This window comes from Paenibacillus sp. BT-177 (genome assembly GCF_025846815.2).
Classification (GTDB): domain Bacteria; phylum Bacillota; class Bacilli; order Paenibacillales; family Paenibacillaceae; genus Paenibacillus; species Paenibacillus polymyxa_C.
Map to the genome: position 1 here is coordinate 114,826 of NZ_JAOYTP010000006.1, position 23,261 is coordinate 138,086.

The following is a 23,261-nucleotide window of genomic DNA, read 5'->3' on the forward strand; positions in this document are numbered from 1 at the left end:
TAACCAATGCGAAACCCTCGAAACACAATTGTAAGATAACAAGAACTAACCGCGTATCTGCGGTCTTTTTTTGTTTTAATGATATCTGCTCTTGACATATGAATTATCAATAACGAGGTTCGCTTATATCATTACTACATTGTTAATTAAGCTATGATTTCTCATTCTATTTAGTCAGCTGCTGCTTGGTACTTGTAAGATTGTTTACCTCGGAAAAAATGATATGGGTCAAAGGGGATGCGTATGAGGCAATACTGTCTACAAAGTCCTGAATCTCCTCTAAGCTGGCAGCACAAAGCTTGACAAAATAACAGGCCTGGCCGGCAGTTCTCCAGCAACCCAGAACGCGTGGATGGTTCTGCACAAACGTTTTTAGCTTTTTGTAGTCTCCATTTCTAACCGTGATTTCCATGATACATTCCAATCCGAAGCCGAGTTTTTTTCGATCAATCCCGATCGTATACCCGGTGATTATCCCTTCATTTTCAAGCTTCCGGACACGTTCTGTTACAGATGGGGGGGACAGGTTTATAATTTTCCCCAATTCTCTCATGGACAATCGAGAATCTCGTGCCAGTTCATCAATAATAAGCAGATCTATGCTATCAAATTTCATATTGAACCTCCAATTTAAAAATAAATATTATATGTTAATGAATAGTACATATTTCTTTTCGAATGTAAAGGACTATCATGAAATTTAAACTTATAATTTTGGATAAGGAAGGAGAGGATTGTGTGGTTAGATTACCGTATTCGAACATAGGGAACACGAAGTTTCAACGGCTGCTCGGGCACAACAAGGAAATTTTAAAGCATTGGAGTAATCTGGAGGATGCTTTCTATGAGCATGGAAATTTAAGTGCTGAGCTGAAAGAACAGGTTCGTCGTACGCTCGCTTTTGGTAATAAGTGCAAATACTGTCAGGCTAAAGGAAAGCCGGAACAGAATATAGAGGATTCGAGAGTCAGTCTGGCTGTTGCCTTCGCTGATTTATTTCTGAAAAGTCGCGATTCCATTAATCAGGGGACATTCGATATGTTGCGAAGGGAATTTACAGATGCTGAAATCGCAGAGTTATGCTCTTATATATGTTTTACCACAGGGAATCAAATGTTTGGTGCTTTGATGGATTTAGAGCCTTAGTGAAGGATATCAATTGTACGATTTTGCCGGAATCCTCCAGCGTTTTTTTCGTTTCGTTCAACCTTTGAGGACTCTGCGTATCTAAAAGGTGTATCAATGAACGACATGCATGAATACGGTCAAAGGACGCCCTGTTTACCAATCGTGATTACAGTGTTAGCGCATGGTCAATGGGGAGATCGTCGATTATTCCTGGCACGACCATGACGGCGATGAAATGGACATGGACCCGTTCGAGCGGATGCCCATACCAATCATAATCAAGCCGTACCTCATTTCGCATGAAACGCTTCAGAGGATGTTTATTCCTGAGTTGGAGATGATAGTGCTGGTCAATCAATAACGAGGTTATTCATTTTTCTTTCACGTTTTATTTATTCACCATCTATCCAAATTTGATATAAATAAAAAGTATTTGAAAACTTTTTACATGTTGAAACCGCGCATTTCGCGGTTTTTTTACTTCGATAGCCTAATTATTGGAGGAGTATAAACTGAATGCTGAAATATATCGTGAAATGGTTGCTACTGACAAATGAGGAACGTTAGGAATTTACTGTGACGATTTGCCTTCACATGGATCAAATACATATCTGCAGCTTATTGGGTAAGGGGGATTTACATTGTGTATGCGGAGATGAAGAAAAATAGCCAGCTCTCACATATGACTAGGAATACCGCTCTGGAAATTATGATGAATGACTACGGTGACAGTGTGTTGTCACTCGTTTTCCTGATTGTTAAGGACCGGACGATGGCCGAAGATATTACGCAGGAGGTATTTTTAAAGGCATTTCGCGGCTGGGACTCCTTTCGGCAAGAGAGCAGCATGAAAACATGGTTATACCGGATAGCGATTAATGAATCCAAAAAGTATTTGCGTTCATGGTCGTTCCGTAAAATTTTCTCTACCTTGAAGAAAGAGACGCCCATTGAAACACCCAGGGAACCATCCGCTGAAGATGCTCTAATGGGGAAAATTGCAAAAGAGGACGTTGCTCGCCAATTGATGGCGGCTTCCGTTCGCTACAGGGAAATTCTTATACTTCACTATTATGAGGATTTGAGCATCAAGGAAGTATCTCAGGTGCTCGGGATATCCGTGAAGGCGGTACGAACTCGTCTATACCGGGCAAGACAGCATTTTAAAGCGATACTGAAGAGGGAGGGTATACCATGGACGTAGATCAACAGCTGCGTGAAACTGTCCGTAAGATCAGCCGCCAATCAGCTAACCATATATCATTTCATTATCCTTTGGAGGAGCGGATACGCCAAAAAGCAGCCCGTTATACACAACGGCGTATGCGGCGCTCTTGGATGGCCGTGGTATCGGTAACCGCAGCGGTGATCATAGGATTTTTGGTATGGCAATCAGCCCTGATGAATTCAGTTCCCACTACCATGTCTTCGAACTCCGAGGCTGTAGAACAGCCACTTATGAAGCGGGTAGAGCAAGCCCTAACGCCAATGTTTCAGGCTGTTCCGGAGCTTAAGACTTACCAATTAAGCATCAAAAACAGTCCAGATGACTGGGTCCTGGCTGAACTTACAGGCCAAGGAAACACCAGGGCAACCGTCTATGTGAACGAAGAGAGCGGTGAGTTGGAGCAATTTAACTGGTTTACCGCAGAGGACCGTGATCATGCTCCCTCCTTACGTGTAGCGAAGGAGAAGGCGGAGAATTTTGTTCACATACTGGCTGGGGATAATTACATGCTCTCCGACGCGCACGAAATCCGTAAGCCTGAATTTGGTTTCATGAAGCTTGATATTACAGGTATTAATGTGACGTTTCGAGAGCAATCATCCTCACCGCAGAGGCATACTGACCTTTCTGTGTGGGTGGATGGCTCGGGACGGATTGTGGCTTATAACAGACTCATTCCCGCTGAGCAGGCACTCATAGACCAGTTGGGTGGCTTTATTCCACAGATGGACTCCAGCCTTGTATTGGAGAATAAAAATATCTCTGCAAACGAGCGTTCCTTGACGTTCAGCAGCAAGGAGTCCCCTGGAAAGATCATGATGGTGGCTTCCCAAGAAAAGGGCACAGCTCTTACGGGTTATTCTATAGAACAAGCAGGGGAAACCTCCGTGATAAAAGCACCGAGCCAAGCTCTGGCTGTAAAGCAGGCTAATCAATTTCTGGATCAGGTATTACAGCAGGATCGGAAAAACTATCAAATCGTTAATTTTGAGCAAGGTGTTCAGTATATAAGATATTACAAGGGTCTGCCTGTTCTTGGAGATACGATCCATGTCACCGTTAATAGCGGAGGTGAAGTGACACAGTTCCGAAAAGATGCAGCCTATTATAGGCTTGCAGACCTGCCTGACCCCTCGAAAGCATTAAGTCTGACGGATGCCAAGGCCAAACTTGTCAGCCAAATGAAGCTTCGTTATATTGAGCAGCCATCGACTGGTCAGTCGCAGCCATTCCTTGATTACACACCGGCGGTGGGTGAAACCTATAATCGCTATTCTTCTATGACACTGCCTTTCTGGTATATCGACGCCGTATCCGGTGAAATGCAATACAGCTATGGAAACAACGGCTTTGATTACGACGGACTCATTGCCTCCAGGGGGGTTCAGACCATTTCTATGGACGGAAAAGAACCAGCATCCATTGTCCGCAACTCATACGATGCCCAAAAGCTGTTAGAGGAGCAAGCTGGTTCGCCATTAAAAGGGTTGGCCTACTCCTGCAATAAAGATGCGTCCAACCATCTTATCCAGTATAGCTGGGAAGAAGCAAACGGTAGGCGCTATCGCTTAACGGTTGATAATTATACAGGGCAAGTAAGGGAAATCTTAATACCACGCGCCCCAAACACAAGGCTGGTTGTCACAGAGCAGCAGGCATCTGATGAAGCACTTCGATTTCTAAAAAAATGGATTGATCCCGAAGTTAATGAAGTTCAGCTCAGTCAAATAGCCAGTCCGGCTGTTCCTTCTCCGGTAGCCTCAGGGGACTGGGAGTTCGAATATGTGCGGAGCTACAAGGGGATACCTGTTCTAAGTGATAAGGCAGATGAAGCTTATATCGTAACGGTTGATCCGTATACAGGCAAGGCGAATGGATTTATAAACCGCCGATCCATACGTGAACACTCTCTCCTTCCGGAGCTGAAGGGCACGGCCACAGTACAGGAGGCAACCGAGACATATCTACAATATCGGCCGTTAATGCTTGCCTATGCCCTGTCAAATCGAAATGGGGATCAAACTGGGCCAAGACTGGTCTACCTATCCCAAACGGTCTCGCTTTACAGTGGAAAACAGATTAACATTGATGCATTAACGGGGAAAGCCATCGTTCAATAATTTGGGCTATGTTAAAGGGCTTACTCCTATACAAAACTTTGGATATGATAAATATAGAGGAGAACAGGTATGACAGAATTTTGGGAATCAAGTTTTATAGAAAATCAGATGATGTGGGGCTTTGAACCTTCAGACTCAGCAATCCTGACAAAGGACTTTTTTCTTGCAAAGAACGTTAAGGATATATTGATACCTGGTATTGGATATGGTAGAAATGCCAAGGTTTTTGTTGATAACGGAATAGATGTAACAGGTATTGAGATTTCAAAAACAGCGATTGATTTGGCGAGACAAAAAGAGCTTAATATTAGTGTTTTTCATGGCTCCGTAACGGATATGCCTTTTGATAACAAGCTTTATGACGGTATATTTTGTTATGCACTTATTCATTTGTTGAATAAGCGTGAGAGAGATAAGTTTATTAGAGATTGCTATCATCAACTAAAGCCAAACGGATATATGATTTTTACTACGATTTCAAAAGAAGCTCCAATGTATGGAAAGGGAAAACAACTGGATAAAGACTATTTCGAGATCATGGAAGGGGTAAAAATGTTTTTTTATGATTCTGACTCAATAAAACAAGAATTCGAAAAATATGGACTAATAGAAATTTCGGAAATTGTTGAGCCACATAAAAATATGGAAAGTAAACCTCCATTCAAATTTATCATGGTAAAATGCCAAAAAGAGCTATAAGGTGAATGGTAAGAGAACGACACGAGGGAAGCAGTTATGCTTCCTCCGTGTCTTTTTTTGTTTTTTATGGGGTCGTAATACTTTCGCCATGTTCGTGAATGCAAGGGTGCGTAATAATGATAACGGCTGATGCAGGAAGATATTACCGAGGCGAGGATTTCCAATGGTCCCGCAGTGCCTGCCCTGATCGGGTCAGGTATCCTGTAAATCTGATGCATCCACCAACATTAAGGGTTCGATTCCCAATCGCCTTCCACGCGACTTCTGGTAGAGTGTTCGAATGATCGAATAACACAATGAAAAGACCCCAATAAGAGCATCCCATGTCTGGTCTTGATGACAGATACCGGGGCGATGGCTATGCGGCCAGCGGATACCGGAGAGAGTAAGCGCCGACAGGACCCGAGGCTTCGGGAATACGGATTCACAGTCGATGTTGAGCTGGTGAATTCCATCCCCGGAACACGGGAACAGGCGGCCCCTTTCTTTTTCCTTAAGCTTGGCCCCGCCCTCCACGCCGGAGGGATGCTCTGCAAGGGTCACTAACCCTACTACAACAAACAAAAATGGAGAAATCCTCATTTTAAAAATGTGTTTTGACTCAACGTGCGAATAAGCGAAGCCGCCATACATACGAAGAAGCCTATTTTTAAGTTGAGGATTATTAATACTAGGAGTGATACGATGTTTAAGAAGATAACGATTAAAGCCGATGAGCGCGGACTGCTGTTCAAAAAAGGAAGCTATCACAAGTTGCTGCACCCAGGGACTTACCTATTGAAGACATTTCAGCAGGAAGCCGTTGAAATTTTAAATGTATCCGCCCCTTTTTTTGTACCAGATCACGATATTCGTTTGTTTTTGACAGATCCTCTATTGCTGGAGCAATTGACTGTCATTGATGTAGAGGACCATGAATATGTGTTGCATTATGAGGACAATCGGTTTGTGGAACTGCTGACAGCAGGGAAATATGCATTTTGGAACATGCTCAAGGAGCATCGTTTTGTTCGTGCAGATACGTGGCAGCCTGCAATTGATAAGGCTTTGGGGCAAGCCTTCTTGTCCAAGACACCGGGCTTCTGGAAAGCCCTTCAGGTGGCCAGTCATGAATTGGGCTTTTTGTATTACGATAATGTGCTGCAAGGTGAACTAAAACCGGGCAAATATTATTTCTGGTTGTCCACGGTGAATACAGAGATCAAAACACTAGATATGCGACAGCAACAGATGGACCTGATGGGTCAGGAAATCATGACAGAGGACAAAATCACGCTGCGCCTTAACTTTGTCTGTCAGTATCGTATCATCGACCCGCTGCGGGCGTTGGAATTCAGAGCATACGAGGAGCAAATGTACATTATGCTTCAACTGCTGCTGCGTGAATACGTGGGCACTATGAAGCTGGATGATCTGCTGAAAATGAAGCAGGAGATTGCGGAATATGTCTTGACTCGACTGAATGAGCAGAGCGGGGAATATGGGGTGACTTTTACGTCAGCAGGGGTGAAGGATATTATTTTGCCGGGGGATATCAAGGATATCCTGAATACGGTGCTGTTGGCAGAGAAGAAGGCGCAAGCTAACCTCATCACACGACGTGAAGAGACGGCATCCACTCGTAGTCTGCTCAATACGGCCAAGCTGATGGACGAAAACGCCACCCTCTATCGACTCAAAGAGCTGGAATTCATGGAAAAGATCTGCGAGAAAATTGGTACGATATCGCTGACTGGCGGAAATACGCTGCTGGAGCAGCTAAACACTTTAGTTCATATGAAAGAGGGGCAAGGACTCCAATAAAGGAAAATACTCCCGAACGATGAGGTAAGCTGGCTCAAGGTTTGGGAGTATTTTTCATTTTAGTTCGTCTTGGTGGATGCGAGAAAAGCGTCCATATCGATCACCGGAATGAGAGCACCCCGATGCTCCATCACAGTAGGAAACAATTCGCGTTGCCATTCTTCCTCATTGTTTTGTAGCTGACTGTCTTCAGCAGATGCCGTATCCTCTACCAGATCGACAAGCAGGGCAATCTTCGCACGACTGAGCAAAATCATTTTGTCCTCGGAGGAGTCGCTCGATGCGGGAAGAAGCAGTTTTTTGCGTAGATTAAGGATTGTAAATACATCACCACGAATGGTCACCATTCCTTCATGCCATGCTTCGGAAAAGGGGAGCGGCGTCCCTTTTTTGGCATTCATGACTTCTTCTACTTCCAGAAAGTTTAACGCGAACTTCTTGTCCGCCAGACTGCACACAATAAATTCAGACATAGCAATTCTCCTTACATATTCAGATAAGTCCATCACAAGTTGTGAACTGGCGGTAAATTGGGTTAACTATTGCGTTTTGACAGATGGAACGATAAAGTGGAGGATGCGGTAAAATGGTTTTAGTTAATCACAGAATATCACAAACGAGCAGTTAAATCTTCCAAAATAACAGCCGAACGGACAAAGCGTGGCTTCGAGTTTCCCTACATATATAATGTTGGAGCTAAGGCTATGTCCGACGGCACTACATTTTAAGATAAGCGGGTTGAGGTAGAATGGATCATGAAAAGCAGCGATTAAGTATCGAGGCAGCCAGATTATACTATCTGAACGATTACAGTCAGCAAGATATCGCGGTCAGACTTGGGGTTTCACGTCCTACAGTATCGCGGTTACTTCAGGCTGCCAAGGAACAGGGATACGTGCGGATCAGTATTGTGGACCCGATGGAGGATATGGACGCGCTCGGAGAGCAGGTGAAAAAGAAATACGGGCTGGATACCGTGCTGGTCTGTTATTCGCCATTAAATGAATATCAGGAGATCAAGAAGCATATTAGCAAAAAAGCAGCCGATTATTTGCATGAAACGGTACAGGATGCTGATATTATTGGAGTGACATGGGGAACAACCATGCATGCGGTGGCGCTTCATCTCCAGCAAAAGCAGGTCAAGGGAGTTGAGGTGGTTCAGCTCAAAGGAGGCGTAAGCCATTCACATGTCAACACTTATGCCGTGGAAACCGTAAATTTGTTCGCAGAAGCCTTTAACACCATAGCTCGGTATTTGCCGCTGCCCGTGATTTTCGACAGTCAAGCTGTTAAGAGAATGGTCGAGAAGGATCGGCATATCCAGCGTATCATTCAACTTGGCAAGCAGGCGAACATTGCGGTGTTTACGGTGGGTACGGTCAAGGAGGATGCGCTGCTGTTTCGCTTAGGTTACTTTAACCATGAAGAGCAGAAGCTGCTGCAAAAGATCGGCAAGGGCGATATTTGCTCGCGCTTTTTTGACGATGAGGGCAACATATGCAGTCAGGAAATCAACAGCCGTACCGTTGGAATTGATTTACCTGAGCTGCGAAAGAAGGAGAAGTCCATCCTTGTAGCTGGGGGTCAGCGCAAAGTAGAGGCCATTCGGGCATCGCTGCGTGGCAAGTATGCGAATATCTTGGTGACGGACCAGTTTACGGCACAAGCACTTTTGCAATAGAACATGTTGGCCTCAATTCAATTAAACATGGTTACGGCGTGTACCTACAGGGTAACATGAATTGTAGGTGAACGGCCTGTGTACAAGCTTGAACATAATTTCAAAATGTGTTTTACATATGTTCAGAGCCGTGCTATGATGATCTCATCACAGAGAAATAAACGATTCATTTTCTTCACACTATTTATTAAATGAAGGAGCTTTTAGATATGAACATTGCAGCATTAATCGACCATACATTGTTGCGTGCAGATGCGACGAAAGATGAAATTACAAAACTGACTGCTGAGGCAAAAAAATACCAGTTTGCTTCTGTATGTGTGAATCCGGCGTGGGTAGCTTATGCAGCCGAACAGCTCGCAGGCACAGGCGTGGCTATCTGTACGGTTATTGGATTTCCACTGGGAGCCAATACATCGGCGACGAAAGCGTTCGAAACGAAAGATGCTATTGCTAACGGTGCAACTGAAATTGATATGGTCATTAACATAGGCGCTTTGAAGGCGCGTGATGTACAGCTCGTTGAGCAGGATATCCGTGCGGTTGTGGAAGCGGCTGCGGGTACACTGGTAAAAGTAATTATCGAAACCTGCCTGCTGACAGACGAAGAGAAGGTGCTGGCGTGTGAGCTGTCCGTCAAAGCCGGAGCGAATTTTGTGAAAACTTCGACGGGTTTCTCTACAGGTGGAGCTACTGTGGAAGACGTAGCTTTGATGCGCAAAACAGTAGGACCTGATATTGGGGTTAAAGCTTCCGGCGGCGTACGCAGCTTGGAAGACGTACAAAAATTAGTAGAAGCTGGCGCAAGTCGGATCGGTGCAAGTTCCGGTGTGAAAATCATCGAGGGCGAGCAATCTACATCTTCCTACTAAGTTTATTTTAAAGTCATGGAGGGATTCGCAATGAAGGATCAATTGATTCAGAAAGCGCTTGAGGCGCGTAATCAGGCATATGTTCCGTATTCGAATTTTCAAGTGGGTGCTGCGGTTCTCGGAAGCGATGGCACAATTTATCACGGATGCAATGTGGAAAATGCCTCCTACGGCTTATGCAATTGTGCAGAGCGGACAGCGATTTTCAAAATGGTATCCGAAGGCTGCCGAAAAATTGATTCGATTGCGGTAGCAGCTGATACGGAAGGACCTGTGTCTCCATGTGGGGCCTGTCGTCAGGTCATTTCCGAATTTGCTCATCAAGACACCAAAATTTATCTGACAAACCTTCATGGCAATACGGAAGAGTGGACGGTGGATCAATTACTGCCGGGTGCCTTTCGACCTGCGGATCTGGGGAAATAAAAAAAAGAATGCCTCTTTGGGGCGCATTCTTTTTATAGGCAATGTAAGCGCTTAATGTAATGAGGGGGAATTGAAATGAAATATGTAATCGCTTTGGTGGGATTGCTCGTTGTATTTGCACTTACTTACGTTGCCAGCAGTGACAAACGTAAAATCAGGTATCGTCCGCTGATAGTTATGGTTGTTCTGCAAGCAGCGCTTGCTTTCGTACTGCTGAATACAGAGATTGGTGAAATTCTAGTCAAAGGTTTTGCAGCTGGCTTCAACAGTCTTTTGGGGTATGCAAGCGAAGGGATCAACTTTGTATTTGGCGGAATTGCGAATGAAGGGGCGGCACCGTTCTTCATTGGAGTACTGCTGCCGATCGTGTTCATTTCCGCATTGATCGGGATTTTGCAATATATCAAAGTGCTGCCTTTTATTATTAAATATATCGGGCTTGTCTTGAGCAAAGTAAACGGAATGGGTAAACTGGAATCCTACAACGCTGTAGCTTCGGCTATCTTGGGTCAATCCGAGGTGTTTATTTCCGTTAAGAAGCAAATTGGTCTGCTGCCAAAACATCGGCTGTACACATTGTGTGCATCTGCGATGTCTACGGTGTCCATGTCGATTGTGGGAGCCTACATGCAAATGTTGAACCCCAAATATGTGGTTACCGCATTGGTGCTGAACCTGTTTGGCGGCTTTATTATCGCTTCCATTATTAATCCGTACAAGATTGAGAAGGAAGACGATTTACTGGAGGTTCAAGAAGAAGAGAAGCAGTCCTTCTTCGAAATGCTCGGGGAATATATTATGGACGGTTTCAAGGTTGCTATTACGGTAGCTGCGATGCTGATCGGCTTTGTGGCGCTGATTGCCATGGTTAACGGCATTTTCTCCTGGTTGTTTGGGATCAGCTTTCAGGCGCTGCTTGGCTTTGTGTTTGCACCGTTCGCCTTTGTTATGGGGATTCCGTGGAACGAGGCAGTACAGGCGGGCAGCATTATGGCTACCAAGCTTGTATCCAACGAATTTGTGGCCATGCTGGATCTGACCAAACAAACAGGCTTGTCTGAGCGTACGGTCGGGATCGTATCGGTATTCCTCGTATCTTTTGCAAACTTCTCATCCATCGGTATCATTTCCGGGGCTGTAAAGGGTCTGCATGAAAAACAGGGAAATGTAGTGGCCCGTTTTGGTCTGAAGCTGTTGTACGGAGCAACGCTGGTTAGCGTGCTGTCGGCAACGATTGCAGGGTTGTTTTTGTAAAAAAAACAGCGAATCAGGAAAGGATTTTTATGATGTCTAAATTTAAACGGATTCACTTGGTCGTTATGGACTCGGTTGGTATTGGCGAAGCACCGGATGCTGCCCAGTTTGATGATTATGATGTAGATACACTTGGTCATATTGCGCGCGAACGCGGTGGTCTGAACATGCCGAATATGGGTAAGCTCGGTCTGTCCAACATTCGTTCCATAGAAGGGGTACCGGTGGCCGATAAGCCACTCGCATATTACACCAAAATGCAGGAAGCCTCCAACGGCAAGGACACGATGACAGGCCATTGGGAAATCATGGGATTGAATATTGCAGTTCCTTTCCGTGTATTCCCGGATGGGTTTCCAGATGAGCTGATCCAGCGCATTGAGGAGCATGCAGGTCGTAAAGTTATTGGCAACAAGCCAGCCAGTGGCACAGAAATCATTGACGAACTAGGCGAAGAACATGTGAAAACAGGTGCACTCATCATCTATACCTCAGCAGATTCAGTGCTGCAAATTGCGGCGCATGAGGAAGTTGTACCTTTGAAGGAGCTCTATGAGATTTGTGAGTTCTGTCGTAAAATCACGCTGGAAGATCCGTACATGCTGGGTCGCATTATTGCCCGTCCGTTCGTAGGTGAAGCAGGGAACTTCTCTCGTACCTCCAATCGACATGACTATGCGCTCAAGCCCTTTGGTCGCACCACAATGAATGAACTGAAGGATGCAGGCCTGGATGTAATCGCCTTGGGTAAAATCTCTGACATTTATGACGGCGAGGGTGTAACGAAGGCAGTGCGCACAGTGTCCAACATGGATGGCATGGATAAGCTGGTGGCTACGCTGGATGAAGAATTCACCGGATTAAGCTTTTTGAATTTGGTGGACTTTGATGCTGTATACGGCCACCGCCGTGATCCGCAGGGATACGGTCAAGCCTTGGACGATTACGATGCCCGTCTGCCCGAGGTATTCGCCAAAATGACCGATGACGATCTGCTGATCATCACCGCGGATCATGGGAATGACCCAACCTATCGCGGAACGGATCATACCCGCGAATATGTGCCTTTGCTGGTGTATTCCCCTCGTTTTGCAGCTGGAGGCAAAGAACTGGCGGTTCGCAAGACGTTTGCGGATATTGGAGCAACCGTAGCGGATAACTTTGGTGTTAAACTGCCTGAACACGGAACTAGCTTTTTGGCAGAGCTTCAGTAATCTAGACGCCAGCAAGAGTGCAGGCAAAAGTTATTAGTAACGATATGAGTAACGATATAAGCACGGACAAATGGGACGGAGGAATAAAAAACATGAGTGTACACATTGGAGCCAAACCTGGAGAGATTGCGGAAACGATTTTGCTGCCAGGAGACCCGCTACGGGCAAAATTTATCGCTGAAACGTATCTGGAGGACGTGACCTGCTACAACGAGGTACGCGGAATGCTCGGATTCACGGGAACGTACCAAGGCAAACGCCTGTCTGTACAGGGAACCGGGATGGGGCTGCCTTCCATCAGTATTTATGTCAACGAACTGATTAGCGAGTATGGTGTGAAAAACTTGTTCCGTGTGGGTACTTGCGGTGGAATGAAGGAGCATGTACACGTTCGTGACGTCATTTTGGCACAGGCATCCTGTACAGACTCTGGCATGAACCGCCATATCTTTGGCGGCTATGATTTCTCACCGATTGCCAGCTTCCCTCTCTTAAAGGGCGCTTATGATCGCGGTGTTGCCAAAGGCTTGAACATGCATGTCGGCAACGTATTCAGCTCAGACAGCTTCTACCGTGATGACAAATCAGTGGTACAAAAGCTGATGGAATACGGCGTGCTGGGTGTGGAGATGGAGACTTCGGCTTTATACACGCTGGCAGCCAAGTTTGGTGTAAACGCACTGACCATTCTGACGGTAAGTGATCATTTGCTGACAGGTGAGGAAACGACGGCAGAGGAACGGCAAACCACGTTTAAAGAAATGATGGAAGTTGCACTGGATACAGCAGTATCCCTGTAAACGATCATACGCACAGTGAGGAGAAATGACATATGAGAATGGTAGACTTGATTGAAAAAAAACGTGACGGAAAAGAACTGAGCACTGAGGAAATTAACTTTATTATCCAAGGCTATACTCAGGGTGAAATTCCTGATTATCAGGTCAGTGCATTGGCGATGTCTATTTTCTTCAAAGATATGAACGAACGGGAACGTGCAGATTTGACCATGGCAATGGTTCATTCAGGAGATACGATTGACTTGTCCGCGATTGAAGGTGTAAAGGTCGATAAGCACTCCACTGGCGGTGTGGGTGATACGACAACACTGGTACTGGCTCCGCTTGTAGCAGCCTTAGACATTCCGGTAGCGAAAATGTCAGGTCGCGGCCTCGGGCACACGGGCGGAACGATCGACAAGCTGGAGGCCATTGCAGGCTTTCACGTAGAGATCAGCAAGGATGAATTCGTAGATTTGGTGAATCGCAGCAAAATTGCGGTCGTCGGACAAAGCGGCAACCTGACACCTGCGGATAAAAAATTGTATGCCTTGCGTGACGTTACAGCAACGGTAAATTCAATTCCGTTGATTGCCAGCTCGATTATGAGTAAGAAAATCGCTGCCGGCTCTGATGCCATCGTTCTGGATGTCAAGACAGGTGCGGGCGCATTCATGAAAACAGTAGAAGATGCCAAAGAGCTGGCACATGCCATGGTAAGTATCGGGAACAATGTGGGTCGCAAGACCATGGCAGTTATTTCCGACATGAGTCAACCGTTGGGGCTGGCTATCGGGAACTCACTGGAAGTTAAAGAAGCGATCGATACATTGCGCGGCGAAGGACCCAAAGATCTGGAAGAGCTGTGTATGGCTTTGGGCAGTCAGATGGTATTTTTGGCCGGTAAAGCAGACTCCCTCGAAAACGCCGAAGAGAAGCTTAAAGAGGTCATTCGTAACGGCAAAGCACTGGAGAAATTCAAAGAGTTTATTGCGAACCAAGGCGGCGACGCTTCTGTAGTGGATCATCCAGAACGCTTGCCACAAGCGCAGTATCTTATTGAAGTACCTGCAAAGCAGGACGGCGTGGTAGCTGAAATCGTGGCTGACGAAATCGGTACTGCCGCGATGCTACTGGGAGCAGGCCGTGCGACCAAAGAATCCGAGATTGATTTGGCTGTCGGCTTGATGCTGAACAAAAAAGTCGGCGATGCGATTCAAAAAGGCGATTCACTGGTTACAATCCATGCGAACCGTGAAGACGTGGACCAAGTAATAGAGAAAATCTACGCGAACATCCGTATTGCGGATCACGCGGAAGCACCTGTGCTGATCTATGGAACGGTGACAGAGTAAGCTGTAGCTGTATAGTATAAGGCGTTAGCAGATCAATAGTTATAGAGCCGGAGCCCTTACATTAGAGGGCTTCCGGCTTTTTTTGTTCTCAGCTCAGGCAACTGAGCGGTGGAATTAAAAAAGCGGTTGTCAATTTCTAGTGAGGGAACTATACTAAATTCATAAACTGACGACCGTTCGTAAGGTTATGGGAGGGAACACATGACACTACAGAAAATTAAAACAGCAAGCCTAAAGCAATTTGCGAGAAAGGGATACGATGCCGCCTCCCTACAATTGATTGCTGATGAGGTAGGAATCAAAAAGCAGTCTATTTATGCTCATTTTAAAAGCAAAGACGATTTGTTCTTAGACATATTTGCGGATGCGGTAGACCAAGAAATTTTGGAGCTGGATCGTTATTTTCAAGCTCAAGCTGAACAATCACTTGAAGCTGTTTTGCGAGGATTAATTATTGAATTCAAAGAGCGCTATGAGAGCGCCATGAATCTGCGTTTGATTCTGTATGTCGGATTTCTGATTCCATCTGCGCTGGAAAACCAGGTTCAGGCTTTGGTTACACGCTATGTACAGCACAAAACCAGCTTGGTGTATGAGTGGCTGGCAGCCGAAACGTCGGTTAAGCTTCGCGTTTCAGTTCAATCTGCCACTACAGCCTATATGAATTTGATTGAAGGGATGCTGGTAGAACTGGTGTACAACGGCACCGCTGGTTTTGATCCGCGTCTGGAAAGCTCCTGGGATATTTACTGGCATGGCTTGATTTTGGACTGAACATCTAAGCTTTTGAAATAAACATGATCTTATTGGGGGAAGAGAGTTGTGTCTGTGAAAGAAACCTTTTGGTCCAGAAATTTTATATTTTTGATGATATCCAACGCTCTATTATTTATGGCATTTGAAATGCTTATGCCCACGTTGCCATTGTTTGTGGAAAGTCTTGGCGGCAGTCCGTCACAGATTGGCTTGGTGACAGGCGTGTTTATGTGCTCAGCTATATTGATTCGTCCATTCTCCGGCACACTGATCCAGCTTTTGGACAAGAAATATGTACTGATTATTGGAGTTGTGATTTGTATGCTGGCAACAGGAAGCTACATGCTTTCCACCAGTTTGGTATTGCTGTTAGTCTTTCGGCTAGTGCATGGTTTTGGATTCGGTATTGCGAGCACATTGTATGCTACCTCAGCATCAGATGATTTGCCTCCTCATCGTATGGGGGAAGGAATGGGCTACTTTGGCGTAGGTGAAACCGTAGCGATTTCAGTCGGCCCCCTGCTTGGCATATGGATGCTTCATGTGGCAGGTTTTAGCGGGCTATTTTCCACGGGAGCTATAATTTTGCTGCTGTCGCTTGTGATGAGCATATGGGTTCGTCGCCGTTCTGCGAACCCCACGACGGCAGATACAGCAAAGGACAAAAAGAGGGTTCTATTTAAATTATTTGAAAAAAGAGTGCTGCTGCAATCTGGTCTTGTGCTGCTAATTGGCGTGGTGGCAGGGGGCGTGATGTCTTTCGTGGCCTTATTTGCCAAGGAGCAGGGTTTTACCAATGCGGCCTGGTTCTTCTTTACGGTGGCAATGGCAAGCTTCCTCGTTCGGCTGGTGTCCGGTAGAATTTTTGATACTAAAGGTCCAGCTTATATCTTGATCCCCGCAGGAATTGTGCTTATTGTCGCCATCGTTATGGTGGCTTCATCACGGACCGAGCTACAATTTTTAATTGCTGCTGTGCTGTATGGTTCGAGTTTTGGAGCTATTTTTCCAGCTCTACAGGCTTGGGCAATCAGTGTAGTCGGAGAAGATGAGCGAGAGGACGCTGTAGGCTCCTTTTATAATTTTTTCGATTTGGGGGTTGGAGGCGGATCTTTGATCCTGGGGATGGTTGCCGGATTAACGTCTTATAAAACAATGTATTTGTTCTCTACTTTGTTGATTGCCGTTTATTTAATTATCTTTGTGGTATATAGTGTGCTGGATAAGAAAAAGTCCCGTAACACGTTGAACGTGTAATCTACTCATATGGATGATCTAGATAGAGAGCCACCGTATGGATTCCTTTGAACAAGTTTGAAAAATATGACAGCCAGACTCATAATAGATATGAGTTTGGCTTTTTTTATTGTCAGGGCGCAGGACAGCTCAAAGGAGGGGAGACATGTTCCGTTTGTACAGTGATGTTCGTGGGACAGCTTATGAAAGACTGATTGATTATGCTATGAAACGGGCAGACACGTTTATGTTAGTCGTACATAAATGGGTGACAGAAGATGAGGATGGGTTGAGCGACAAGGAGGTTGTGTTCAAAGAGTTGTTACAGCGTTTGAATTCTTTTTTGCTGTCCACCCACTCTTATGAGGAAATGAGGGGAAAGCATTCCATTGCCTACACAGCCGGAACCTTTTACCGGTACCAATGCACGCCTGAGGCTGGAAAAATATTAAAGCGAGCAGCGTCCAGCCTGTTTTCCTGGGTGCATCCGAAATTGCCAGAAGATTTGTGTTTCCAGAATGCCGATGGCGAGGATTGGATCATGAACATCGCTCACGAACGTATCGGTAGATTGAACATGGATAAAGAAGCAGCAGATGAATTGGAGAAGCTTATCCCTGGTGTGTTTATTTATAAACCTGAACATCATGGCAACATAGACATGTTTATGGACGATGCTAAGATAAAGCCGTTCCATCTGTACAATCACGGTGACGACTGACTTCATACAGCATAGCTCCAGTATATTTTGTGAAGGAGGGATATGGAATGGTGGAAAAATGGGTTTGGATGGGTGTGGCGGGGGGGATCGTAGGTTATGTCGCTTTTGCCAATATGAGCGTTTCGACGAACACCTATACATCAACGGCGAGTGTAACGCACCAGGCAGCTCCACTTAACATGCAAAATAAGCAAGGGGAAGCAGCGAAGCGTGTCGTACATGACCAAAGAATGCAATTTGGAGGACAAGGACAAACGAGCTTTAGATTTGAAGAGGGGCGCAAGTTGTACATCAGTATCAAGAATACAGGCAAGCAGCCCGTACAATACAAGCTCAATAGTGCGAATGGATTAGACTTGCAAGGGTCAACGAGCGAGTTTTCCAGCAGAACGTTGCAGCCGGGAGAACGCCACGATCTGCTGTTTGTAAAGCCGGAGGGGCAAGACAAAGCTACGAAAGACTCCTCGAAAGAGCTAATTTTGAAAGTAAGTACGGACGATGGATCGCAAGGAAACGTTAAAACCTTCGCATATATTACACTGTAAGCTACTTCCAGAATGGGCACGACATGCGGTCATTAGTCTACTTATGTTACAATAGAACGGTTGAAGACTTAATGAACAGAATAGGTCAGAGTAGAAAGCAGAAAGGATGACCCGTTGTGCCCAAAAAACATGAATCCGATAATCACAAAATGTCACGGAGGCTGTCACTTACAGCCATTTTACTTACACTTACATTTGTAGCTCTTACAGGCTGCGGCCAGGATAATAATGCTGAACCGAGTGATGCTGGAGGCAGTACAAGCATGATCGAGAACAGTGCTAGAGGCAATCAGAACGGTTCAGCCCAAAGTGACAAAGCAACTAAAGAGAGCGAGAGTGCAGAAAACAGCGGTACTGATGCGCAAAAGTCAGCTCCTTCCGCCCCAGCTACTTCATCAGATACATCTTCTTCTCCTGCAGCGCCCAATGCATCTCAAAATCCTTTTGAGGTAGCAGGTATTCAAGATCAAAAAGCGTTTTTGGACACATTCAAAGCGTTGCAGAAGGCTGTTGCCGACAATGACAAGGAGAAGGTAGCCAATTATATTTTGTACCCTCTGCGTGTCAATGATAGTGAAAAGTCGCTAACGATTCCGAACAAGAAAGATTTTCTGGCTAAATATGATCAGATCTTTACGGACGCGATTCGTGAGGCGCTAGTGAACCAAAAGACAGATGATTTGTTTGTTAATTATCAGGGAGTTATGGTGGGATCGGGTGAGCTGTGGCTGAGAAGAGCTACGGACAATCCGAAGCAATTTGGAGTTTTTTCGATCAATCTTGAAACGGTAGCCAACTAAGTCATATTCCACGTGTGCCCATGCCCTCTAGGCGGTCGGAAACGGATACAATGTTTCTGACTGTCCCCCCCTTGAAGAAAGCAAATTATTAGATCATCCCATACCAAAAAAAGGTTTGACATCCCTCATAAACTCTCGTATTATATCCCTATAACTCATTAAACAGGTAGGAATTAAAGAATTAAAGCATGAAAGTATAACCTCGCCATTCTGGCGGAGAACCTCTAGGAACAGCAGGCAGACACTGTACACGCGACAGGTTTGACCTATCAGGGCTGCATCAGGGAATTCTCCGCCCTTTTTTTTGATTGTGTCTGTAAATAACAGGCGTAAATGAATGTGTATTTACAAATTACATAGAATGAGGGGTGTCTTGATGAAGAAGAAACACAAAATTCGGCTTATTCTCGGACTATCTTTGGTTTTAACAATGATGCTAAGTGCTTGTGGGGCAAGCAAGGAAGGGACGCAGGCGGATGGTAGCTCTGCTTCTAGCTCCAAGGAAGTGGAGTTGCTCAATGTTTCTTATGATCCGACCCGTGAGTTGTATGAAGCATATAATAAAGCGTTTGCCGCCCATTGGGAGAAGGAGAAAGGGCAAAAGGTCACGATCAAGCAATCCCACGGAGGATCTGGCAAGCAAAGCCGCTCTGTACAGGACGGACTGGATGCAGATGTGGTTACACTGGCCCTGGGCTATGATATTGATGCGTTACAGGAAAAAGGACTTGTTAAAGAGGGATGGCAAAGTAAATATGAGCATAACAGTTCCCCGTACACATCAACCATCGTGTTATTGGTACGTAAAGGGAACCCGAAGGGGATCAAGGACTGGGACGATTTGATCCGCGGCGATGTGCAGGTCATTACACCGAACCCTAAAACATCGGGCGGAGCCCGCTGGAACTATCTTGCAGCCTGGGCCTATGCGCTCAAAAAGAACAATAACGATGAAGCCAAAGCCCAGCAGTTTGTACAGGAGCTGTATAAGCATGTGCCGGTACTGGATAGCGGAGCACGTGGAGCGACGACGACTTTCGTAGAGCGTGGAATTGGCGATGTGCTGATCGCTTGGGAAAATGAAGCACTGCTCTCTGTGAAGGAGCTAGGTGCGGATAAATTCGATATCGTATATCCATCGATCAGTATTTTGGCTGAACCTCCGGTAGCGGTAGTCGATAAGGTGGTAGATAAAAAAGGTACACGCGAGGTGGCGGACGCGTACCTGAAATATTTGTACAGTGAAGAAGGGCAGACCATTGCTGCCGAAAATTACTATCGCCCAACATTGGAGAGTGTGACGGCAAAGTTCAAGGATCAATTTCCTAAGCTGGAGCTCGTAACCTTGAAGGATGTATTTGGGACATGGAAAGAGACACAGCAAAAGCATTTTAGTGACAAGGGTATTTTTGACCAGATTTATGTACCTGGTAGTTCATAACATAAGTGGAGTGTAAAGGCGAGTGATCGGTAGGCGCGAGTGCCACATAGTCAAAGGATGCAGAGAGGGATGGACAGAACATGAGTCAAATGCAAGCCACCCGAAAACGCGTACTTCCCGGATTCGGGTTAACAATGGGTTATAGTGTACTGTATCTCAGTCTGGTGGTGCTGGTGCCATTATCAGCACTGCTCCTGAATTCAACCGGGCTGACGTGGGAGAAATTTTGGGACGTGGCGACTGATGCCAGGGTGCTGGCTTCCTACAAGGTGAGCTTTTTGTGTGCCGCAGCCGCGGCGCTGATCGATCTGTTTCTCGGTTTATTGATCGCCTGGGTACTGGTGCGTTATGAATTTCCGGGGAAACGAGTTTTTGATGCGGTCATTGATCTGCCCTTTGCTTTGCCCACGGCGGTGGCAGGGGTTGCGTTGACCGCTCTATATGCACAGAACGGCTGGATCGGCTCACTATTCGAACCGCTTGGGTGGAAAATGGCATACTCACAGACGGGGATTACGCTCGCGTTGATGTTTATTGGCATTCCGTTCGTCGTACGGACAGTTCAGCCGGTGCTGGAGGAGCTGGACAAGGATGAGGAGGAAGTGGCTGCTACGCTGGGAGCGGACAGATGGCGTACCTTCCGCAGCGTTATTGTGCCGGAACTGGTACCACCGCTGCTGACGGGTTTTGCGCTTGCCTTTGCCCGCGGCATTGGCGAGTACGGCTCTGTCGTCTTCATTTCTGGAAATATGCCGATGAAGACCGAGATTGCTCCGCTGCTCATTATGTCCAAGCTGGAGCAAAATGACTATGCAGGGGCTACGGCGGTGGCGTTGATGCTGTTGGTCATTTCATTCGTACTGTTATTCGTGATTAACAGTTTTCAGCGCTGGTCGCGGCGCCGTGCAGTCTAACGCAACTGTCTAACGTTAGCATGCAGACAGCAGAGGTCTGCGCATTAACCCCGTGTTCAAGGAGGGATACATCATGTCACAAGCGATAACTGGGCAGGAGCTTGCTTCTGCACCAGTGCCTTCATCCGCACCGCCCAATAGGGTTACAACCGAAGCCCCTTGGGTAAAGTGGACGCTCATTAGTGCTGCTTTTTTAGCCTTGCTCTGGGTGTTGGTATTGCCGCTAATCGTCGTGCTTACCGAAGCACTTAAGCAGGGATGGAGCGTATACGTTGAAGCGCTACGGGATCCGGATGCCATGTCTGCATTACGGTTGACGCTGCTGGTGGCAGCGATAACGGTTCCGCTGAATACGGTATTTGGTGTAGCGGCCGCCTGGCTGATCACAAAATTTCATTTTCGCGGCAAAGGTGTGCTGGTCACCTTGATTGATTTACCTTTTGCGATCTCGCCTGTCGTCGGAGGCCTGATGTATGTATTAGTGTTTGGCGCACAGGGCTGGCTTGGACCGTGGCTGGACGAGCATGATATTAAAATTATATTTGCTTTGCCGGGCATTATTTTGGCAACGCTGTTCATTACATTTCCTTTTGTGGCGCGCGAGCTTATTCCGCTGATGGAAGACCAGGGGCAGCAGGAGGAGGAAGCGGCGGTCACGCTGGGTGCGCGCGGCTGGCGCATTTTCTGGAAAGTGACGCTGCCGAACATCAAGTGGGGTTTGCTATATGGCATTATTCTGTGTAATGCGAGAGCCATGGGTGAGTTTGGTGCAGTGTCCGTCGTGTCGGGACATATTCGGGGAGAGACAAATACACTTCCGCTGCATGTGGAGATTTTGTATAACGAGTATCAGTTCTCGGCATCTTTTGCAGTGGCCTCGTTGTTGCTGCTACTTGCTTTGGCAACCTTGGTGCTTAAAAGCTGGTTTGGACGCAAACGCGTGCATTAATTAATAATTGTGTATATGATCCAACAGGGCCTCTCTTTGTGTCTATCGTCTGTTAACGGCGAGAAGATGGGAAGAGAGGCCCTTGTTCTAAGGTGGCTTATATGGATAATAAAATGATCATATCAAGGCACGTTGGTGTGCCCAGGAGGAGCGAGGGGAAATATGAAACATCCGTTTCAGTCCTACCGTCAGTTGTTTCCGGTGCTGTCCTCACATATCCATGTAGGGAGCTGTTCCCAGGGGGCGATATCGAGACCGGTTTCTGCTGCCATTGAGGAATATCATCGAAGCTTGCTGCAACACGGTCTTAACGGCGACCTATCTATGGCACGTTTGGAAGAAGCCAGAGGGCATTTTGCCAAGCTCATTGGGGCGGAGCCTGACGAAATTGCGGTGATGGCCTCAGCCTCTGAGGCGATTGCTGGTGTGGCTACTGCCCTTCCTTATGCACCCGGAAAAGAAGGGATTGTGTATGCAGATACCGACTTTCCGACGGTAGGACACATCTGGCAGGCACAGGAGATGTTTCGTGATCATATTTGCTGTATCCCTTCTACGGAGGGAGAAGTAACCATAGAGCAGTATGAGGAGCATGTTACGGAGAATACTGCACTTATTATGGTGTCCCATGTGAATTATACCAACGGGTTTCAGCATGATCTCAAATCCATTGCACATATAGCTCACCGAAATCAGGCGTTACTGTTCGTGGATGCCTATCAGTCTGCAGGAATGATTCCGGTGGATGTAAAGGCGATGGGAATAGATATTCTGGTCGCGGGAGCACGCAAATATATGCTGGGGATACCGGGAGTGGCTTTTCTTTATATAAGCAAGGACCGAATAGAGCGCTTCAAGCCCCGTCTTACGGGCTGGCTCGGACAGGAGCCCGCCTCCCGGTTTGATATTGCTCATCCGGTTCCGGCAGCGGGAACCCGCCGCTTTGAGACAGGATTACCTTCCTTCATTAGCATTTTTGCCGCTAATGCAGCCTTAAAGCTACTGTTGGAAATTGGGGTCATGAACATTCAGACCTATATGAATGAACTGTTGGACTTTTCTGTTGAATATGGACGTAGCAAAGGGTTACACATGCGCATACCTGATCGAGGAGGCACTTTACCAAGTCTGCTCGCTGTTGAAGTAGCCGATGTGTCGGCGGTAGAGAGGCGTTTGCGGAGCCGAAATATGATTGTGTCGGCACGAAAGGATATTATTCGTGTGGCTCCGCATTTTTACAATACGGCAGAGGAAGTCCGGCGGGTCATAGATGAATTAGCTGGGAGTTGTTGAACAGCAAAAGCCTCTTCCGAGTGAATGGGGGCATAGCAGGTCCC

Annotated in this window: 24 protein-coding genes; 21 read left to right on the top strand and 3 right to left on the bottom strand. The window is 46.3% G+C overall.

The window, feature by feature from the left end; all coding sequences use genetic code 11:
- Nucleotides 1-166: 166 nt before the first annotated feature.
- Nucleotides 167-616 (bottom strand): Lrp/AsnC family transcriptional regulator, encoded by a 450-nt coding sequence (locus OIU26_RS18410; RefSeq protein WP_058712605.1) that lies wholly within the window; start codon nucleotides 614-616, stop codon nucleotides 167-169.
- Between the two features lie 122 nt (nucleotides 617-738).
- Between OIU26_RS18410 and OIU26_RS18415 the strand changes: the two genes are divergently transcribed.
- Nucleotides 739-1,146 (top strand): carboxymuconolactone decarboxylase family protein, encoded by a 408-nt coding sequence (locus OIU26_RS18415; RefSeq protein WP_264217618.1) that lies wholly within the window; start codon nucleotides 739-741, stop codon nucleotides 1,144-1,146.
- Nucleotides 1,147-1,294: 148 nt separating this feature from the next.
- Here the strand turns inward: OIU26_RS18415 and OIU26_RS18420 are convergent, their stop codons facing one another.
- Nucleotides 1,295-1,429, bottom strand: coding sequence for a hypothetical protein (locus OIU26_RS18420; RefSeq protein WP_264217619.1), 135 nt, complete (start codon nucleotides 1,427-1,429; stop codon nucleotides 1,295-1,297).
- Nucleotides 1,430-1,810: 381 nt separating this feature from the next.
- Here OIU26_RS18420 and OIU26_RS18425 point away from each other — a divergent pair, with 381 nt between their 5' ends.
- The 4 genes from OIU26_RS18425 to OIU26_RS18440 all read left to right on the top strand — a co-directional run bounded on the left by OIU26_RS18425 (nucleotide 1,811) and on the right by OIU26_RS18440 (nucleotide 6,978).
- Nucleotides 1,811-2,332, top strand: a complete 522-nt coding sequence (locus OIU26_RS18425) for a sigma-70 family RNA polymerase sigma factor (RefSeq protein WP_244491559.1) — start codon at nucleotides 1,811-1,813, stop codon at nucleotides 2,330-2,332.
- Entirely contained in the window at nucleotides 2,323-4,476 is a 2,154-nt protein-coding gene (locus OIU26_RS18430; RefSeq protein ID WP_264217620.1) for a YcdB/YcdC domain-containing protein, read from the top strand. Before OIU26_RS18425 ends, OIU26_RS18430 begins: the two co-directional genes overlap by 10 nt.
- A gap of 69 nt (nucleotides 4,477-4,545) precedes the next feature.
- On the top strand, nucleotides 4,546-5,175 hold the full coding sequence (locus tag OIU26_RS18435) for a class I SAM-dependent methyltransferase (protein WP_264217621.1): 630 nt from the start codon (nucleotides 4,546-4,548) through the stop codon (nucleotides 5,173-5,175).
- 684 nt (nucleotides 5,176-5,859) lie between these two features.
- Complete coding sequence (locus OIU26_RS18440; protein ID WP_264217622.1) at nucleotides 5,860-6,978, top strand: slipin family protein; 1,119 nt, start codon at nucleotides 5,860-5,862, stop codon at nucleotides 6,976-6,978.
- 59 nt (nucleotides 6,979-7,037) lie between these two features.
- Here OIU26_RS18440 and OIU26_RS18445 read toward each other — a convergent pair whose 3' ends face one another.
- A complete protein-coding gene (locus tag OIU26_RS18445) occupies nucleotides 7,038-7,451 on the bottom strand; it encodes a chemotaxis protein CheW (protein ID WP_137079309.1) in 414 nt (137 codons plus the stop codon).
- Between the two features lie 275 nt (nucleotides 7,452-7,726).
- Here OIU26_RS18445 and OIU26_RS18450 point away from each other — a divergent pair, with 275 nt between their 5' ends.
- From OIU26_RS18450 to OIU26_RS18525, 16 genes are all read left to right on the top strand, one after another.
- Nucleotides 7,727-8,662: a sugar-binding transcriptional regulator gene (locus OIU26_RS18450; RefSeq protein ID WP_013373178.1), complete on the top strand. Its 936-nt coding sequence runs from the start codon at nucleotides 7,727-7,729 to the stop codon at nucleotides 8,660-8,662.
- Between the two features lie 209 nt (nucleotides 8,663-8,871).
- Nucleotides 8,872-9,534 (top strand): deoxyribose-phosphate aldolase, encoded by a 663-nt coding sequence (deoC, locus tag OIU26_RS18455; RefSeq protein WP_016820387.1) that lies wholly within the window; start codon nucleotides 8,872-8,874, stop codon nucleotides 9,532-9,534.
- Between the two features lie 30 nt (nucleotides 9,535-9,564).
- Nucleotides 9,565-9,960 (top strand): cytidine deaminase, encoded by a 396-nt coding sequence (locus tag OIU26_RS18460; protein WP_016820386.1) that lies wholly within the window; start codon nucleotides 9,565-9,567, stop codon nucleotides 9,958-9,960.
- A 75-nt stretch (nucleotides 9,961-10,035) separates the two neighbouring features.
- Complete coding sequence (locus OIU26_RS18465) at nucleotides 10,036-11,214, top strand: NupC/NupG family nucleoside CNT transporter (RefSeq protein ID WP_264217623.1); 1,179 nt, start codon at nucleotides 10,036-10,038, stop codon at nucleotides 11,212-11,214.
- Between the two features lie 29 nt (nucleotides 11,215-11,243).
- The gene (deoB, locus tag OIU26_RS18470; RefSeq protein ID WP_264217624.1) at nucleotides 11,244-12,428 is read left to right on the top strand and encodes a phosphopentomutase; all 1,185 of its coding nucleotides are present in this window, start codon (nucleotides 11,244-11,246) and stop codon (nucleotides 12,426-12,428) included.
- 92 nt (nucleotides 12,429-12,520) lie between these two features.
- Nucleotides 12,521-13,228, top strand: a complete 708-nt coding sequence (gene deoD / locus OIU26_RS18475) for a purine-nucleoside phosphorylase (RefSeq protein WP_013373173.1) — start codon at nucleotides 12,521-12,523, stop codon at nucleotides 13,226-13,228.
- A 32-nt stretch (nucleotides 13,229-13,260) separates the two neighbouring features.
- Entirely contained in the window at nucleotides 13,261-14,562 is a 1,302-nt protein-coding gene (locus OIU26_RS18480) for a pyrimidine-nucleoside phosphorylase (protein ID WP_264217625.1), read from the top strand.
- A 201-nt stretch (nucleotides 14,563-14,763) separates the two neighbouring features.
- Entirely contained in the window at nucleotides 14,764-15,336 is a 573-nt protein-coding gene (locus OIU26_RS18485) for a TetR/AcrR family transcriptional regulator (RefSeq protein ID WP_264217626.1), read from the top strand.
- A 48-nt stretch (nucleotides 15,337-15,384) separates the two neighbouring features.
- Nucleotides 15,385-16,575 (top strand): MFS transporter, encoded by a 1,191-nt coding sequence (locus tag OIU26_RS18490; protein ID WP_264217627.1) that lies wholly within the window; start codon nucleotides 15,385-15,387, stop codon nucleotides 16,573-16,575.
- Nucleotides 16,576-16,720: 145 nt separating this feature from the next.
- On the top strand, nucleotides 16,721-17,275 hold the full coding sequence (locus tag OIU26_RS18495; protein ID WP_264217628.1) for a hypothetical protein: 555 nt from the start codon (nucleotides 16,721-16,723) through the stop codon (nucleotides 17,273-17,275).
- Nucleotides 17,276-17,322: 47 nt separating this feature from the next.
- Entirely contained in the window at nucleotides 17,323-17,820 is a 498-nt protein-coding gene (locus OIU26_RS18500; protein ID WP_264217629.1) for a hypothetical protein, read from the top strand.
- Nucleotides 17,821-17,936: 116 nt separating this feature from the next.
- Nucleotides 17,937-18,620 (top strand): hypothetical protein, encoded by a 684-nt coding sequence (locus OIU26_RS18505; RefSeq protein ID WP_264217630.1) that lies wholly within the window; start codon nucleotides 17,937-17,939, stop codon nucleotides 18,618-18,620.
- A gap of 376 nt (nucleotides 18,621-18,996) precedes the next feature.
- Nucleotides 18,997-20,061, top strand: coding sequence for a sulfate ABC transporter substrate-binding protein (locus tag OIU26_RS18510; protein ID WP_436449167.1), 1,065 nt, complete (start codon nucleotides 18,997-18,999; stop codon nucleotides 20,059-20,061).
- A gap of 80 nt (nucleotides 20,062-20,141) precedes the next feature.
- Entirely contained in the window at nucleotides 20,142-20,975 is an 834-nt protein-coding gene (gene cysT / locus OIU26_RS18515; protein ID WP_264217631.1) for a sulfate ABC transporter permease subunit CysT, read from the top strand.
- Nucleotides 20,976-21,048: 73 nt separating this feature from the next.
- Nucleotides 21,049-21,924 (top strand): sulfate ABC transporter permease subunit CysW, encoded by an 876-nt coding sequence (cysW, locus tag OIU26_RS18520; RefSeq protein WP_264217632.1) that lies wholly within the window; start codon nucleotides 21,049-21,051, stop codon nucleotides 21,922-21,924.
- Between the two features lie 162 nt (nucleotides 21,925-22,086).
- A complete protein-coding gene (locus tag OIU26_RS18525) occupies nucleotides 22,087-23,217 on the top strand; it encodes an aminotransferase class V-fold PLP-dependent enzyme (protein ID WP_165082596.1) in 1,131 nt (376 codons plus the stop codon).
- The last annotated feature ends 44 nt before the right edge of the window (nucleotides 23,218-23,261 follow it).

Excerpts from the sequence above, each read along its gene's own strand:
- OIU26_RS18410 (WP_058712605.1), bottom strand. The coding sequence starts at position 616 with ATGAAATTTGATAGCATAGATCTGCTTATTATTGATGAACTGGCACGA.
- OIU26_RS18420 (WP_264217619.1), bottom strand. The coding sequence starts at position 1,429 with ATGCGAAATGAGGTACGGCTTGATTATGATTGGTATGGGCATCCGCTC.
- OIU26_RS18425 (WP_244491559.1), top strand. The coding sequence starts at position 1,811 with ATGACTAGGAATACCGCTCTGGAAATTATGATGAATGACTACGGTGAC.
- OIU26_RS18430 (WP_264217620.1), top strand. The coding sequence starts at position 2,323 with ATGGACGTAGATCAACAGCTGCGTGAAACTGTCCGTAAGATCAGCCGC.
- OIU26_RS18435 (WP_264217621.1), top strand. The coding sequence starts at position 4,546 with ATGACAGAATTTTGGGAATCAAGTTTTATAGAAAATCAGATGATGTGG.
- OIU26_RS18440 (WP_264217622.1), top strand. The coding sequence starts at position 5,860 with ATGTTTAAGAAGATAACGATTAAAGCCGATGAGCGCGGACTGCTGTTC.
- OIU26_RS18445 (WP_137079309.1), bottom strand. The coding sequence starts at position 7,451 with ATGTCTGAATTTATTGTGTGCAGTCTGGCGGACAAGAAGTTCGCGTTA.
- OIU26_RS18450 (WP_013373178.1), top strand. The coding sequence starts at position 7,727 with ATGGATCATGAAAAGCAGCGATTAAGTATCGAGGCAGCCAGATTATAC.
- deoC (WP_016820387.1), top strand. The coding sequence starts at position 8,872 with ATGAACATTGCAGCATTAATCGACCATACATTGTTGCGTGCAGATGCG.
- OIU26_RS18460 (WP_016820386.1), top strand. The coding sequence starts at position 9,565 with ATGAAGGATCAATTGATTCAGAAAGCGCTTGAGGCGCGTAATCAGGCA.
- OIU26_RS18465 (WP_264217623.1), top strand. The coding sequence starts at position 10,036 with ATGAAATATGTAATCGCTTTGGTGGGATTGCTCGTTGTATTTGCACTT.
- deoB (WP_264217624.1), top strand. The coding sequence starts at position 11,244 with ATGATGTCTAAATTTAAACGGATTCACTTGGTCGTTATGGACTCGGTT.
- deoD (WP_013373173.1), top strand. The coding sequence starts at position 12,521 with ATGAGTGTACACATTGGAGCCAAACCTGGAGAGATTGCGGAAACGATT.
- OIU26_RS18480 (WP_264217625.1), top strand. The coding sequence starts at position 13,261 with ATGAGAATGGTAGACTTGATTGAAAAAAAACGTGACGGAAAAGAACTG.
- OIU26_RS18485 (WP_264217626.1), top strand. The coding sequence starts at position 14,764 with ATGACACTACAGAAAATTAAAACAGCAAGCCTAAAGCAATTTGCGAGA.
- OIU26_RS18495 (WP_264217628.1), top strand. The coding sequence starts at position 16,721 with ATGTTCCGTTTGTACAGTGATGTTCGTGGGACAGCTTATGAAAGACTG.
- OIU26_RS18500 (WP_264217629.1), top strand. The coding sequence starts at position 17,323 with ATGGTGGAAAAATGGGTTTGGATGGGTGTGGCGGGGGGGATCGTAGGT.
- OIU26_RS18510 (WP_436449167.1), top strand. The coding sequence starts at position 18,997 with ATGAAGAAGAAACACAAAATTCGGCTTATTCTCGGACTATCTTTGGTT.
- cysT (WP_264217631.1), top strand. The coding sequence starts at position 20,142 with ATGAGTCAAATGCAAGCCACCCGAAAACGCGTACTTCCCGGATTCGGG.
- cysW (WP_264217632.1), top strand. The coding sequence starts at position 21,049 with ATGTCACAAGCGATAACTGGGCAGGAGCTTGCTTCTGCACCAGTGCCT.
- OIU26_RS18525 (WP_165082596.1), top strand. The coding sequence starts at position 22,087 with ATGAAACATCCGTTTCAGTCCTACCGTCAGTTGTTTCCGGTGCTGTCC.